Origin of the sequence: Sodalis glossinidius str. 'morsitans', assembly GCF_000010085.1 — a bacterium.
Taxonomy (GTDB): Bacteria; Pseudomonadota; Gammaproteobacteria; order Enterobacterales; family Enterobacteriaceae; genus Sodalis; species Sodalis glossinidius.
Map to the genome: position 1 here is coordinate 3,694,183 of NC_007712.1, position 14,296 is coordinate 3,708,478.

General features: G+C 55.0%; 9 protein-coding genes and 3 pseudogenes. 4 read left to right on the plus strand and 8 right to left on the minus strand.

What is annotated here, in order from left to right:
* Positions 1–65 precede the first annotated feature (65 nt).
* Together SGP1_RS31000 and SGP1_RS31005 are read left to right on the plus strand one after the other, a co-directional pair.
* Positions 66–203: a hypothetical protein gene (locus SGP1_RS31000; protein ID WP_158302457.1), complete on the plus strand. Its 138-nt coding sequence runs from the start codon at positions 66–68 to the stop codon at positions 201–203.
* A gap of 207 nt (positions 204–410) precedes the next feature.
* Positions 411–548, plus strand: coding sequence for a hypothetical protein (locus tag SGP1_RS31005; protein WP_158302458.1), 138 nt, complete (start codon positions 411–413; stop codon positions 546–548).
* 1,109 nt (positions 549–1,657) lie between these two features.
* Here SGP1_RS31005 and ssb1 read toward each other — a convergent pair.
* Positions 1,658–2,185, minus strand: coding sequence for a single-stranded DNA-binding protein SSB1 (gene ssb1, locus SGP1_RS19655; protein WP_011411940.1), 528 nt, complete (start codon positions 2,183–2,185; stop codon positions 1,658–1,660).
* A gap of 250 nt (positions 2,186–2,435) precedes the next feature.
* On the opposite strand from ssb1, the gene uvrA reads away from it, so the two are divergent.
* A complete protein-coding gene (gene uvrA / locus SGP1_RS19660; RefSeq protein WP_011411941.1) occupies positions 2,436–5,279 on the plus strand; it encodes an excinuclease ABC subunit UvrA in 2,844 nt (947 codons plus the stop codon).
* Positions 5,280–5,467: 188 nt separating this feature from the next.
* Here uvrA and SGP1_RS19665 read toward each other — a convergent pair.
* From SGP1_RS19665 to dnaB, 4 genes and pseudogenes are all read right to left on the minus strand, one after another.
* Positions 5,468–5,823 (minus strand): annotated as a pseudogene (locus SGP1_RS19665) (MmcQ/YjbR family DNA-binding protein).
* Positions 5,824–5,826: 3 nt separating this feature from the next.
* Positions 5,827–6,245: pseudogene (locus SGP1_RS19670) on the minus strand (secondary thiamine-phosphate synthase enzyme YjbQ).
* 71 nt (positions 6,246–6,316) lie between these two features.
* Positions 6,317–7,513 carry an amino acid aminotransferase gene (locus tag SGP1_RS19675; protein ID WP_011411943.1) on the minus strand — a complete coding sequence of 399 codons (1,197 nt, stop codon included), beginning with the start codon at positions 7,511–7,513 and terminating at the stop codon, positions 6,317–6,319.
* A gap of 140 nt (positions 7,514–7,653) precedes the next feature.
* Positions 7,654–9,060 carry a replicative DNA helicase gene (gene dnaB / locus SGP1_RS19680; RefSeq protein WP_011411944.1) on the minus strand — a complete coding sequence of 469 codons (1,407 nt, stop codon included), beginning with the start codon at positions 9,058–9,060 and terminating at the stop codon, positions 7,654–7,656.
* 137 nt (positions 9,061–9,197) lie between these two features.
* On the opposite strand from dnaB, the pseudogene SGP1_RS19685 reads away from it, so the two are divergent.
* Positions 9,198–10,101, plus strand: a pseudogene (locus SGP1_RS19685) (alcohol dehydrogenase catalytic domain-containing protein).
* A gap of 327 nt (positions 10,102–10,428) precedes the next feature.
* Here the strand turns inward: SGP1_RS19685 and SGP1_RS19690 are convergent.
* The 3 genes from SGP1_RS19690 to SGP1_RS19700 all read right to left on the minus strand — a co-directional run bounded on the left by SGP1_RS19690 (position 10,429) and on the right by SGP1_RS19700 (position 13,421).
* Complete coding sequence (locus tag SGP1_RS19690; protein ID WP_041867235.1) at positions 10,429–10,614, minus strand: hypothetical protein; 186 nt, start codon at positions 10,612–10,614, stop codon at positions 10,429–10,431.
* A 147-nt stretch (positions 10,615–10,761) separates the two neighbouring features.
* A complete protein-coding gene (locus SGP1_RS19695; protein ID WP_011411945.1) occupies positions 10,762–12,324 on the minus strand; it encodes a hydantoinase/oxoprolinase family protein in 1,563 nt (520 codons plus the stop codon).
* A complete protein-coding gene (locus SGP1_RS19700) occupies positions 12,321–13,421 on the minus strand; it encodes a DUF917 domain-containing protein (RefSeq protein WP_011411946.1) in 1,101 nt (366 codons plus the stop codon). Before SGP1_RS19700 ends, SGP1_RS19695 begins: the two co-directional genes overlap by 4 nt.
* Positions 13,422–14,296: the final 875 nt, after the last annotated feature.

Here is a 14,296-nt window from a genome sequence, read left to right on the forward strand (position 1 = left end):
AATTATCCTCGACAGCCAGCCCGCCCGAACTGGCAGGCTACGGCCTCGGCCCGGGCTCGCAGGAAGTGCAGCTCGGCGTCCTAGGCAGCTACCTCACCCATGTCTACCTGACCCAGGCGGCGCTACAATCGGTACTGCTGGATTCCCTATCGGTACACGTCACGGCGGAAATAGATCATCGCGCCACGCAGGAAGCCTTCTAACACTTACCGGTATGGCCGCAAAATGTCCGCTACACCGTGCAGGTTTCATCCCCCACGAGCGATGAACAATTGGCGGCCCGGCCGTGCTGGCAAACGAACTCGCCGCCCGGCGAGATATCTATGATGAACGATTATGGATGAAATATGCCCGCGTATTGAAAGTGGGCGGACCTGGTCGGCACGGCGGAGCAGGTCGCAGAAGCGTTTATGCGTTACCGTCAACTGGGGGTCTGTGCCTGGTATCTGCGAGGCTGGGATATCGCCGAAGACGCACACCGCTATGGTGAACAACTGATCCCGTTATTGCGCGCGCGCATCGCGGCAACGGAACAGGCCTTATCATAACCCGCCAAGTTTAGCCCGGAGAAAAGGACGCTTGTTGTTGCCTTAGTCGGTGGCGCACGTCATCAGCCCGTGGATTTCAGACCGGGCTGATGACGTCAAAACGCGGGCAAAAGCACCTGTTCTGCCCGCGTACCTCGCCTGTAATCACAGGGCCCTGCTCCACTAAAATGGTTGCCAATGACATCAAGCGATGAATGGCCCCATTTCACACCCGTTAACAACCTGCAACCAGGTAAATGGCATCGTCAATATGCCACCCTTCACTTTTTCTTGAACTGAGTAGCTTAATCAGGTGCACAGCGCGAGGGATTAAATACCTTCATCATTGTGAGCCCCTCGACGGAAATAACGTGTACACGAGCATAGGCAATCATATATGCAAGGATTGTACGTGTTTGAGATGCAAAGGCCAAATTTATACGGTATCGAAATTTTATAGAATGCTCATCCAGAATCAATAAGCTTCCATGGCGCAATAAATAAAAAATTCTGAACATGGGGTAAATTAAAAATAAATAAATCGCCTAAAGTCAGTTTAGGCGGCAGGAATTTACTGACTGAATGTAAAAATATTGGTTACCCTGATTTATAGCCATTTCCTATCATCAATCGCTCTGTAACGTTTTAATAAGGTAAATATTTAACATGCATAACATCTTTTCATAACGCTATTCATCATGCAACTATCGGCGCCAACCGCGAGAAAAATCAAACGCTGCCATTAATCAATCGGTATGGACATTATTCCAACTTAATTGGTGCGGTAATAATACAAATGCCGTGCTGAAAACCCGTATTTAACGCTCCAGCGGCACATTAAACATTGTAGCTTCAACCCCGAAAGACGTAGGCGCAGCGAATACTGACGAAACACCGCCACTCATCAATTAACGCATCCTCTTCTAAACGCAACCAGGCATGACGCTTTTTCGCGCTCCAATAATACCATGAACGTTGCAGACACACGCCGCAGGCAGGTCACATCCTTCTTCAGGCCATAGATCTGAATCAACGTCCGCGTCTACATACGGAGGCTCTTTCGTCAAAAAAACCTCATGCTCATAGGAGGTTTTTTTTCGCAGCTTTGACAAGGTTGTCTAAGGTTAACCTCAGAATGGAATATCGTCATCAAAGTCCATCGGCGGCTCATTGCTGGGCGCCGGAGCGCTGTTCTGCGCGCGGCGCGACGCCGGTGCATTACCGCCGCTGAACTGCGCATTATTGCCCTGCGGCTGCTGAGGCAGGCCCCAGCCGCTCTGCTGGCCGCCGCTGGCCGCCGCGCCGCCCTGACGGCCCCCGAGCATTTGCATGGTGCCGCCCACATTGACCACGACTTCGGTGGTGTAGCGATCCTGACCGCTCTGGTCCTGCCACTTGCGAGTTTGCAGCGATCCCTCGATATACACCTGGGAGCCTTTACGCAGATATTCGCCCGCCACCTCGGCCAGTTTGCCAAACAGCACCACGCGGTGCCATTCCGTTTTCTCCTTGGTCTCGCCGGTCTGCTTGTCGCGCCAGCTCTCCGAGGTGGCCAGCGTAATGTTGGCTACCGCACCACCATTAGGCATATGGCGGACTTCTGGATCCTGGCCCAGGTTTCCGACTAGAATCACTTTATTAACGCCTCTGCTGGCCATGGGGGTCTCCTGATAATGATAAGATGAATGACTAAGTTTAATCGCTCAAGTTTACCATTGCCAACGCTTAAAGAACATGTTTTGAAACTTGGACTGTCCATCAAGAAAGCCTGTGAAGCAGAATTGTTTGTTACAATCAATACTGGATATTCATTCAGATTTTTTTGTGCCATAATTGACCATTTCGCGCCGCAGCGGTTTTGTCAATCGCGCAGGCCACCCTCGTTCATCCGGTGTTGGGATTAGTTGAATGGATAAGATTGAAGTTCGTGGTGCTCGTACCCATAACCTGAAAAACATCAGCCTAGTAATACCCCGCGATAAATTGATAGTCATTACCGGCCTATCAGGCTCCGGAAAATCATCGCTGGCGTTCGATACGCTCTATGCCGAGGGCCAGCGTCGCTATGTTGAATCGCTTTCCGCCTATGCCCGGCAGTTTCTGTCGTTGATGGAAAAACCGGATGTTGATCATATCGAAGGGCTGTCGCCCGCCATTTCGATTGAACAAAAATCCACGTCCCATAATCCGCGTTCAACGGTGGGAACGATAACCGAAATCCACGATTATCTCCGTCTTCTGTTCGCCCGCGTCGGCAAGCCGCGCTGTCCGGATCATGATGTGCCGCTGGCGGCGCAGACCGTTAGCCAGATGGTAGACAATGTGCTGTCGCAGCCGGAGGGCAAGCGGCTTATGCTGCTGGCACCCATTGTTAAAGAGCGCAAAGGGGAGCACAGCAAAACGCTGGAAAACCTGGCGGCGCAGGGCTATATCCGGGCGCGTATCGACGGGGAGGTCTGCGATCTGTCGGATCCGCCGAAACTCGAGCTGCAAAAAAAGCATACCATTGAAGTGGTTGTTGATCGTTTCAAAGTGCGCGAGGATCTTGCGCAACGCCTGGCAGAATCCTTTGAAACCGCTCTCGGCCTCTCGGGCGGCACCGCGGTGGTGGCAGATATGGATGACGAGAAAGCGGAAGAGTTGCTGTTTTCCGCCAACTTTGCCTGCCCCGTTTGCGGCTACAGTATGCCCGAGCTGGAGCCCCGGCTTTTTTCCTTTAACAATCCGGCCGGCGCCTGCCCCACCTGCGACGGCCTCGGCGTGCAGCAGTACTTCGATCCCGACCGGGTGTTGCAAAATCAGGATATATCCCTCGCCGGCGGCGCCATTCGCGGTTGGGATCGCCGTAATTTCTACTATTTCCAAATGCTGCGCTCGCTGGCCGAGCACTATAAATTCGACGTCGAGGCGCCGTTCCACGCGCTGAGTCCGACGGTGCAGCAAAAAATTCTGTTCGGGTCCGGCAAGGAAAATATCGAATTCAAGTATATCAACGATCGAGGTGACACCTCGGTGCGCCGTCATCCGTTTGAGGGGGTGCTGCCGAACATGGAGCGCCGCTATAAGGAAACCGAATCCACCGCGGTGCGCGAAGAGCTAGCCAAATATATCAGCAACCGTCCCTGCACCCATTGCGGCGGCACCCGTCTTCGGCGTGAAGCCCGCCACGTCTTCGTGGAGCACACCACCCTGCCGGAGATTTCCGAAATGGGCATCGGCCACGCGCTGTCGTTTTTCGACGACATGAAACTGAGCGGTCAGCGCGCCAAGATTGCGGAAAAAGTGCTCAAAGAGATTCGCGACCGGCTCAAATTTTTGGTCAACGTCGGGCTGAATTACCTCTCCTTGTCCCGCTCGGCGGAAACCTTGTCCGGCGGCGAGGCGCAGCGTATCCGTTTAGCCAGCCAGATCGGCGCCGGTCTGGTCGGGGTCATGTATGTGCTGGATGAGCCGTCCATTGGTTTGCACCAGCGCGATAACGAGCGGTTACTGGAAACGCTGATACATTTGCGCGATTTGGGCAATACGGTCATCGTGGTAGAGCATGACGAAGACGCCATCCGCGCCGCCGATCACATTATCGATATCGGTCCTGGCGCCGGCGTCCACGGCGGTGAGGTAGTAGCCGAAGGTACCGCCGAGGAAATCATGGCTCACCCGGCGTCGCTCACCGGCCAGTTCCTCAGCGGCAAGCAGGAAATAGCCATTCCGCAGGCGCGTATTCCGGCGTATCCCACACGGGTGTTGAAGCTGGTCGGCGCGCGCGGTAATAATCTCAAGGACGTGACACTGACCCTGCCGGTGGGGCTGTTTACCTGTATCACCGGCGTTTCCGGCTCGGGCAAATCGACGCTGATTAACGACACACTCTTCCCGGTGGCGCAGCGCCAGCTTAACGGCGCCACCACTACCGAAGTGGCGCCCTATCGCGATGTGCAGGGCCTGGAGCATTTCGATAAGGTCATCGATATCGACCAGAGTCCGATCGGCCGGACGCCGCGTTCCAATCCCGCGACTTACACCGGCGTTTTTACGCCGGTACGCGAGCTGTTCGCCGGCGTGCCGGAATCCCGCGCCCGCGGTTATACGCCGGGCCGTTTTAGCTTCAACGTACGCGGCGGACGTTGCGAGGCTTGTCAGGGCGATGGCGTCATCAAGGTGGAAATGCATTTTTTGCCGGATATCTATGTCCCCTGCGATCACTGTAAGGGCCAACGCTATAACCGTGAAACGCTGGAAGTGAAATATAAAGGCAAGAATATCCATCAGGTGCTGGAGATGACCATCGAGGAAGCGCGCGAGTTTTTCGACGCCGTTCCCGCCCTGGCGCGTAAGCTGCAAACGCTGATAGATGTCGGACTATCCTACATCCGTTTGGGCCAGTCCGCCACCACGCTGTCCGGGGGTGAGGCGCAGCGGGTGAAACTGGCGCGGGAGCTGTCCAAACGCGGCAACGGGCAAACGCTGTATATCCTCGACGAACCGACGACCGGTCTGCATTTCGCCGATATTCAGCAATTGCTGGCTGTGCTACATCAGCTGCGGGATCAGGGCAATACCATCGTGGTCATTGAACATAATCTGGATGTCATCAAAACCGCGGATTGGATCGTCGATCTCGGCCCGGAAGGCGGTAACGGCGGCGGCGAAATTCTGGTCGCCGGCACGCCGGAAACGGTGGCGGCCTGCAAAGCTTCCCATACCGCGCGCTTCCTGCGGCCGATCCTGGAACGCGCGCTACAAAAAGCATAGGAAAGCTGGCAGGTCAGAGTGCGGCACACTTCATGGCGAGACGCTGCGGGCACTCGCCAGCCTTATCGGCACTGATGTGCCACCAGACGCTGACGCGACGCCGGCATGACGCTGCCAGACCATTACTCAACTCTCGGCGCCCGGACGCCATTGCGCGTCTGCATCCCTCTGCCGTCAGACACCGCCCCTCAGATATTCAGCGTCTGACGCGTCGCTTCAGGCAGACCGGCCACCGCCCATTGCCAGGAAGCGTCTACCAGTTGATACAACTGGGAATCGGGGATATCACCATCGAGAAACAACGTGCTCCAATGGGCTTTATTCAGCCGTTCGCCCGATACCGCCCCGCAGCAAACGCGCTGCGTAATACCTCAGCCATTTCGGCGCTGCTTTTCAATGACACCGCCGGTCTGCCGTCCACGGTATGAGTCATGGCAAACATCACTTCCCCGACTTTCACCTGGTTAGCCTGCCACTCTTGACGAACGCTCTGCACAGCGCCCGGTTTTGTCATGCAGTAACTCAATAGCGTCGATTGGTCCATGAATTATTCTCCCTGTAAAGTGGAGACAATACGGCGGCGGCCGCCACGGTTACGATGTTCGTCCAGCCAAATACCTTTCCAGGTACCCAACAACAGCGTGCCATGCCCGACGGGCAATAACAGTGAGCTGCCAAGCAGAGAAGATTTGATATGCGCCGGCATATCATCCGCCCCTTCATCATCGTGCAGATAGGGGGCCGATTCCGGAACCTGACGTAAAAAATGGTTTTCCATATCGGTTCTGACGGTGGGATCGCAATTTTCATTGAGCGTCAAAGATGCGGAAGTATGCTGCAGCAATAAATGCAGCAACCCGGTGCGGACTGCGCTTAGCGACGTCAGTTGAGAAACGATTTCATCCGTGACCAAATGAAAGCTGCACGTGCACGGCGGGCTTTCAGGGTCTGTTGGTGCCACGTAATCCTGCTCCTTTGTTGATCACTTAGTATAGTGGCAACGCGGGAACAGGTGAAAACCGGTCACGGCAGGGCGATTACTGCACTGCCGCGAAGGCCTCGGCCACTTTAGCGACATTGGCGGTATTCAGGCCGGCCAGACACATCCGGCCACTGTCGATTAAATACACGCCGAAGGTATCGCGCAAATCCGCCACCTGCGCCGGGCTGAGACCGGTGTAGCTGAACATGCCGCGCTGACGCAGGAGATAATCGAATTGATGGTCCGGCAGCGCGACTTTCAATGCCGCCACCAGGCTATGGCGCATTGCCAGAATACGCTGGCGCATTGCCGCGACTTCCTCACGCCACAGGGTATTCAACGCCGGTTCGTTCAGAACTTGCGCCACAACCTGAGCGCCAAAGTTTGGCGGACTGGAATAGTTGCGGCGCACGGTCGCCTTCAGCTGACTCAGCACCCGCTCGGCTTCGCTCGCGCTATCGCAAACTATCGATAGCTCTCCCACACGTTCACTATAAAGAGAGAAAATCTTTGATAAAGAATGAGTTACCATGCAAGGCAGGCCCAGCCGCGCCATTTCGCGCACCGCAAAGGCGTCTTCCTCCAACCCGTCGCCAAACCCCTGGTAGGCGATATCCAGAAAGGGGATGAGCTGCCTTTCTGCCACCACCGCGATAATCTGCTCCCATTCGGAACGTGTCAGGTCCGAGCCGGTCGGGTTATGGCAACACTGATGCAGCAACACAATGCTGCGCGGCGGCAATTGCTGGAAACAGGCCAGCATCGCGCTGAAGTTAACACCCAGCTTCTCATCATCGAAATAAGGGTACCGGTTCACTTGGAATCCGGCGCCGGAAAAAATCGCCACATGGTTTTCCCAGGTCGGGTCGCTGACCCAGACCTGCGAATCCGGGAAATAACATTTGAGAAAATCCGCCCCGACTTTCAACGCCCCTGACCCGCCCACGGTCTGAATCGTGGCGATACGCAACGCATTGCGCATCGGATGATCTTCACCAAATAGCAACGCCTGGGTGGCGCTGCGGTAGGTTGACAAGCCTTCTATCGGCAGATAGGACGACGAACTTGACGTCGCCCGGGCGAGCAGCATGGCTTGCGCCTCGGCGACGGCCTGCAGTTGGGGAATGATCGCCTGTTCATTATAATAAAGGCCGATGCTTAAATTGACCCTGTCAGGTCGCGGATCCTGTTTATAGGTTTCCATCAGCGTAAGGATAGGATCTCCCGCATAAGCATCAACATTTCGGAACACGGTGCAGCTCTCCTGGATTTACGGGTGCAAAAGTGCACCCACTTCATCACAACATCAAATAAAGAGATTTGAAGGGCGAATAAGTTAACAAAAAGCGTCAAAAATGGAAGCACTATAGGAAAATAGCGCATCGGGTGCAATCACTCATCGTCATATTGCGGACCAGCATAATTATCGAATCGTGACCACTGTCCGTTGAAGGTCAGCCGCACGGTGCCAATCGGGCCGTTTCGCTGCTTGCCAAGAATAATTTCAGCGATACCTTTCATGTCGCTATTCTCGTGATAGACCTCATCACGGTAGATAAACATAATTAGATCGGCGTCCTGCTCGATAGAGCCGGACTCGCGCAGGTCGGAGTTGACAGGGCGCTTGTCGGCGCGTTGTTCCAGGCTGCGGTTTAGCTGCGATAACGCCACCACCGGCACCTGCAGCTCTTTAGCCAGCGCCTTCAGCGAACGGGAGATTTCGGCGATTTCCAGCGTGCGGTTGTCGGACAACGATGGCACCCGCATCAGTTGCAGATAGTCGATCATAATCAGACTCAGGCCATCATGTTCGCAGAATACCCGTCGCGCGCGGGAACGCACTTCTGTCGGGGTCAGGCCCGATGAGTCATCGATGTACATATTGCGCTTTTCCAGCAGAATCCCCATGGTGCTGGATATCCGTGCCCAGTCCTCATCGTCAAGCTGACCGGTACGAATCCGGGTTTGATCGACGCGCGACAGCGACGCCAGCATACGCATCATGATCTGTTCGCCGGGCATCTCCAGGCTGAAGATCAGCACCGGTTTGGCCTCGGTCATAGCGGCGTTTTCACACAGGTTCATAGCAAAGGTGGTTTTCCCCATGGAGGGGCGGGCGGCCACGATGATCAAATCCGACTTTTGCAGTCCGGCGGTCTTTTTATCCAGATCGAGATAACCGCTGGACACGCCGGTCACGCCGTCGTGCGGCTTCTGGTAAAGCTGTTCGATGCGCGCCACCGTATCCTCAAGAATACGGTCGATGCTTTTCGGACCTTCATCCTTACTGGCGCGATTCTCAGCTATCTGGAACACCCGCGACTCCGCCAGATCCAGCAGATCCTCGCTGCTGCGTCCCTGAGGATCGTAACCGGCATCCGCGATCTCATGGGCGACGCTTATCATTTCTCGTACTACGGCCCGTTCGCGCACGATATCGGCATAAGCGGAAATGTTGGCGGCGCTAGGAGTATTTTTCGATAGCTCCGCCAGATAAGCAAACCCGCCGACCGCGTCCAGCTCCCCTTTTTGCTCCAGGGATTCCGAAAGCGTGATCAGGTCAATAGGCTTGTTCAGCTCCAACAGACGCTGCATCTCGCCGAAGATAAGGCGGTGAGGACGATTAAAGAAATCGTTGCCGGTTACTCGTTCGGCGACATTGTCCCAGCGTTCGTTATCCAACATCAAACCGCCCAGCACCGACTGCTCCGCTTCCAGCGAATGGGGCGGCATCTTCAGACCTTCAACCTGGCGGTCGCGGGTAAAATTTGCTTTGTTAGACGGCTTTTTTTCTGACATGAAAGAGTACTTTACCTATCTAGAAGTCCTCGAATAAAGGCGCATTGTATCCTCTCTCGTGTCGAGATCCTATGCGCTTTGCAAACCACGCCGCAGGGCTTATGGTTATTAAAGATATCTCAACAGGAGGAAGAGTGATGGCTAAGCGTATACAGTTTGCCGCCCACGGCGGACCGGAAGTTATGGAGTATGTGGATTTCACGCCGTCGGATCCCGGTCCGGGCGAGGTGCAGGTAGAAAATAAAGCCATCGCTATCAATTATATCGACACCTATGTCCGTTCCGGCCTTTACCCCACGCCATCGCTGCCCTCTGGTCTTGGAACCGAGGCGGCTGGCGTGGTGAGCAAACTCGGCCCCGGCGTAGAACATCTTCAGCCCGGCGACCGGGTGGTCTACTCCCAATCCCCACAGGGCGCCTATGCCACCGTGCACAATGTGCCGGCGGATAAACTGGCCCAATTACCTAACGCTATCTCCTTTGAACAGGCGGCCGCCGCATTTTTAAAAGGCCTGACGGTGTTTTATTTGCTGCGCCAAATCTATGAAATCAAGCCGAACGAGATTTTCCTGTTTCATGCGGCCGCCGGCGGCGTTGGCAAAACAGGCCGGCTCCTGGGAAACAATTAATTACCGCGAGGAAAATGTGCCTGAACACGTCGCAACCCTGACCGATGAAAATAAAGTGAACGTAGTGTACGATTCAGTGGGCAAACACACTTGGGAAGCCTCTCTCGACTGCCTGCGCCGCCGCGGATTAATGGTCAGTTTTGGCAACTCTTCGGGACCGGTCACCGGGGTGAACTTGGGGATATTGAATCAAAAGGGCTCGCTGTTCGTCACGCGTCCGTCGATCAATGGCTATATCACCGATGGCGCCAGCCTGAAACACGCCGCCGATGAATTGTTCAGCATGATAGCCAGAGGGGTGATCAAAGTCGACGTGCCGGCAGAGCAAAAATTCGCTCTGTCTGAAGTACAGCAGGCGCATCAGGCGCTGGAGAACCGGCAGACCAATGGGTCGCTGCTGCTGATCCTATGAGGAAAAGCGCCGCCGGGACCGCGGGCCGACACCTATCGCCGCTATGATTTTCTGCTGAATAAACAATGGGCTTCCCGAAGGAAGCCCGTCACAGACCGCTATAGCACTACACACTGTAAAAATGTAGGGGCAGAGCAGAAATTACTGGACCATGCAGCTAACTACCGCTATTGTTATCCGGTAATGATGAAATCAATGAGCCTAAACGCGTTTATCCTAGCAGCCGCCATAAGAAAAAAATATCATCCGGGGCAGGAAAACTCCAAGCTGTGATCCACTCCCCATTTTTGCATCGCTAGCTCACTGGGTCAGCAGCGCAGGCGGGAATCAAACCGCGAGCGCGGCGGCGCCGGTTTCTTCAGCACACGCCAGACCCAGGGCCACCAGCACGGAAATACCGTTCAATACCAGCATCAGAAAAAACCTGACGACGAAGAAAATTTCCAGCATGAAGGACTCCTCAATGGCAAATGGCAGGGTAGCGCCCACCGCGGCGGTGATAATGGCTCTCATCAGTTAATACAAGAAGCACGCCAGGTTGCAATGCGGCTAACCCACTGATTTCACTAACTAGGCCCAGCCACAGGATGTTAATACTTAGCGTTTTTAACCACTGTTTAGCCATATTCGCCACGAATTCTCCCGGTCAGCGGACGCCGACTAGCCCTCCGGCGCGAGCGTCCCCACCGCCCGAGCCCGGATCCTGACCGCATTTGCGGGCATATACCCCAGCGGCAACGAATCCAGCTCAATAACGGCCACCGTATCAGGCAGCGCCCCGGCGGCAATAGCCGCCTCCCGTGCCTGATGTTCCGCCCGCTGCAGGCAGGACTCCAGAGATTCATCGCCGGGTAAAATAATGGTGTCTACGCTGCCGCTGACCTGAGCAATGGCGACACCGGTGGCGTTGGCGACGCCAGCGTAGGGCGGGCGTATGACTTCAGAAGCGCCTTTGAGGTGCATGGGAAGTAATGCCGCGCCGCCGCCCACCAGAATAACCGGCATATCATTCTGGCTGGTATTCATACGCGCGAGGCATTTTTCAACCATGGCCACATAATGTTCCGCCGCCCGGGTTACCATTGCAGGACACAGATGGGCAACCAGAGCGGCATCGCCAATGTCCGCCCAGCCACGGGCCACCGCGATATCGGTGACCGTCAGGGCATCACCGCCAAACACCAGCGCCCGCTGCGGTAAGTCATAACCCACGCTCTCGGGTCCGACGCTGATAGCACCGTCGGCGTTAACGGTTACCACCGATCCGCCGCCAAGGCCGATAGACGCAATATCCGGCATGCGGAAGTTAGTACGCACTCCGCCTATCTCAGCCGCCATGGCAGATTGCCGGGGAAATCCCCCGCACAAAGCACCAACGTCGGTAGTCGTGCCGCCCACATCGACCACCAGGGCCTCTTGTAAATTGGAGAGTCTGGCTGCGCCCCGCAGGCTATTCGTCGGACCGGAGGCGATAGTCAGGATCGGGAACATCTGCGCCTGATGCAGCGGCATCAGAGTACCGTCATTTTGACCGAAAAACAGCTCGGCAATAATTCCCTGCCGCGCCAGCGTCTGGCGAAAACCATCGGTAAGGGTATGCACCACTCCACTTAGCACCGCGTTAAGCACAGTGGCATTTTCCCGCTCCAGGAGACCGATGGAACCGATTTCAGATGACAGGGACACCGGTGTTTTCACCCCCAGTATCTCCCGCGCCAGGGCTGCAACCCGCTGCTCCTGCTCGGCGACGACGGGCGAAAATATACCGCATACCGAGACGGCACGAACCTGCCCCCTTACCGCCAACAGTTGCCGGCGTACGGCCTGTTCATCCAACGCCGATAATTTCTCGCCGTTATATTGATAGCCGCCGGCAAGGGTAAAGAGCCGTACCGGCAGACGCGCGCGAAAATCGGCCGGCATATCGGTTAACGGCGGCACCGCCAGCGAGGCCGGCGCGCCGAGACGGAAATGCGCCACCGGCTGCAAGCCTTTATGTTCAACAATAGCATTAGTGCACTGCGTGGTGCCGAGCATTGCCCGGCGTATGGCGCCGCGATCCACTTCAACCTGCGCCAACACAGCCGCGATCGCCTGATCAATCCCCTGCATGACATCAGCGCTGGTCGGCTGTTTGCTATGAGCGATAATTCTTTGCTGCGCATCAAGCAACACCGCATCCGTATGGGTGCCGCCGACATCAATTCCCAACGACCAACTCATACGCGCTCCTCACTGCAGCGGGCCGCCAGCGTTTCGACCGGCGTATAGTCATCCAGATAGTGAAAATACCTCGGCCCGCACACCTCAATTCCCCGCGGCGTACGCCATTTTTCATTAGCGGGAACGCCGAGCGCCACCACACGCATCCCGTAACAAAGCCTCTCGCCCAGAATCGGCAACCCCGTTTCTTCATCAAGAAGAATAATCAAGTCCGGCGTCATACACAGCGCCTGGTCCTCTCGCCGCGCCAAGAGATATTCATTTTGAAAAAGTACGTCAAAGCGGCTGCCCTTATCGTCATCAACGCCGACAAAACAGGCAGTACCGTAGTTGAAACCGCCCTCACTACGCTGGTTGACCCGGTTGGCTTTCCCGCGAAACAACACGATGCCTTGCAAAAGCGTCGTCAGGGTTTCAATAACGTTGCGGCGGGCATCACGCGCCTGCTGAACCTCGACGCCAATGCGCCACATCAACCTCAACGTGCCCGTAATTCCCGAAACGCGCGCTTGGTCAACCGTCACCGGATAACCGGCAAAGGCGGCGGAGCCGCCCATTTTCACCGCGACGGCGCGGGCCAGCTTCTCTGCCTTGAGACTGTCTTGTGCCTCGAACAGTGCGGCATTCGCATTTTCATCCACGACGGCGAACGGCGACGCATTGATGCCATCCAGATAAAACGTGGTCATTTGAAATTCGGGAAAAGCCCGGCCCATGGCGTCGACATCCGCTACCGGCAGCCCGAGAATACAGGCCGAGGCCAGCGGCAATAGTGAATTGATACCGCCGGTTTCGATCGGGTAGATGGCAGATAAAGAGCAGCCCATATGCTCAGCGATATACCGGCAGGCCAGCAGCGATTCCTGTCCGCTCGGTAACTTTTCCATCATGATTGTCGGCGAACCTATCATGCCCGTCGCCAGCAGCAATGCCTCAGGCTGAAGCTCGTCTAGTGTCACTAATTGGATGGGGCCGTGTTGGGCAATGGCCCGCTGAGCCATGATTTTGCCGATATAGGGATCGCCGCCACCGCCGCTGGCAAGAATAGCGGCGCCGTAACTGATGTGCTCAATTGCTTCATGATCCAGCCATTTCATCTCACGACCTCCCCATTATCTGCACAGGCGCCGACGCCCAATTCTCCGGTGAAATACATATAGTGTTAATATACGACATCGCGCGTATAATAGGCATGATATAAATATTAGACATACTATAACCCCTCTCACCTTTGATAATCCCTTCCAAGACAGAGAAATTAAACCATAAATATATTCGACCTCACAAAGTTTTTGCAATAAATCCACGAATGAAAATTTAATATTTATATTAATAAATATTATGTTAATATTGTATATATCATAATCATAGTCTGTCATCAAAATTATACTATTGCTCAACCGATTATTTCCCACACCTCACGATGACTGATTATTGGCCTGGCCCTTACCGATCGACGGCTGTCATTCTTAGCGTATGACAAATTCGACCGCGATGTAACTTGTTACACCGCCCTTCATTCAGCCTCCCCGCTTACTCATCAATTAGGGGGTATCCTACCAAGGCTTGAACCTTTCGCGTCATTTGCGACCAGTCGTATTCACACGCACTCAACGTAATCCCCCCCCCTCGAATGCCCCTTACTTTGCGGGCTGACGGCTCCCTTTTTCCCTTTGCCGCTACACTCTAATACCGGCCTGAGCGACTCAGCCAATAATCCGCCTAGCAACTTAACGGCCCACGACAGGACATCCTGTCGGCGCTTAGCTTAACCCCCTATAAGCTTATCGATCCGGATTATCGATTGATGTCTCCTCCGGCTGGAACCACCTGACACCTTATCCACTGCCAATTTAACGAAGCTCACCTGATTCATTTCGCGGCTGTCAACCCGGTATTTAATCTAATAGTCAGTTTCCGTCGATAAAGTATTTAATCCACATTGCCAATTTTTGGTTATTGGAATATTACT

Coding starts and splice junctions, on each gene's coding strand:
- SGP1_RS31005 (WP_158302458.1), top strand. CDS start 411: ATGCGTTACCGTCAACTGGGGGTCTGTGCCTGGTATCTGCGAGGCTGG.
- ssb1 (WP_011411940.1), bottom strand. CDS start 2,185: ATGGCCAGCAGAGGCGTTAATAAAGTGATTCTAGTCGGAAACCTGGGC.
- uvrA (WP_011411941.1), top strand. CDS start 2,436: ATGGATAAGATTGAAGTTCGTGGTGCTCGTACCCATAACCTGAAAAAC.
- dnaB (WP_011411944.1), bottom strand. CDS start 9,060: ATGTCAGAAAAAAAGCCGTCTAACAAAGCAAATTTTACCCGCGACCGC.
- SGP1_RS19690 (WP_041867235.1), bottom strand. CDS start 10,614: ATGAGAGCCATTATCACCGCCGCGGTGGGCGCTACCCTGCCATTTGCC.
- SGP1_RS19695 (WP_011411945.1), bottom strand. CDS start 12,324: ATGAGTTGGTCGTTGGGAATTGATGTCGGCGGCACCCATACGGATGCG.
- SGP1_RS19700 (WP_011411946.1), bottom strand. CDS start 13,421: ATGAAATGGCTGGATCATGAAGCAATTGAGCACATCAGTTACGGCGCC.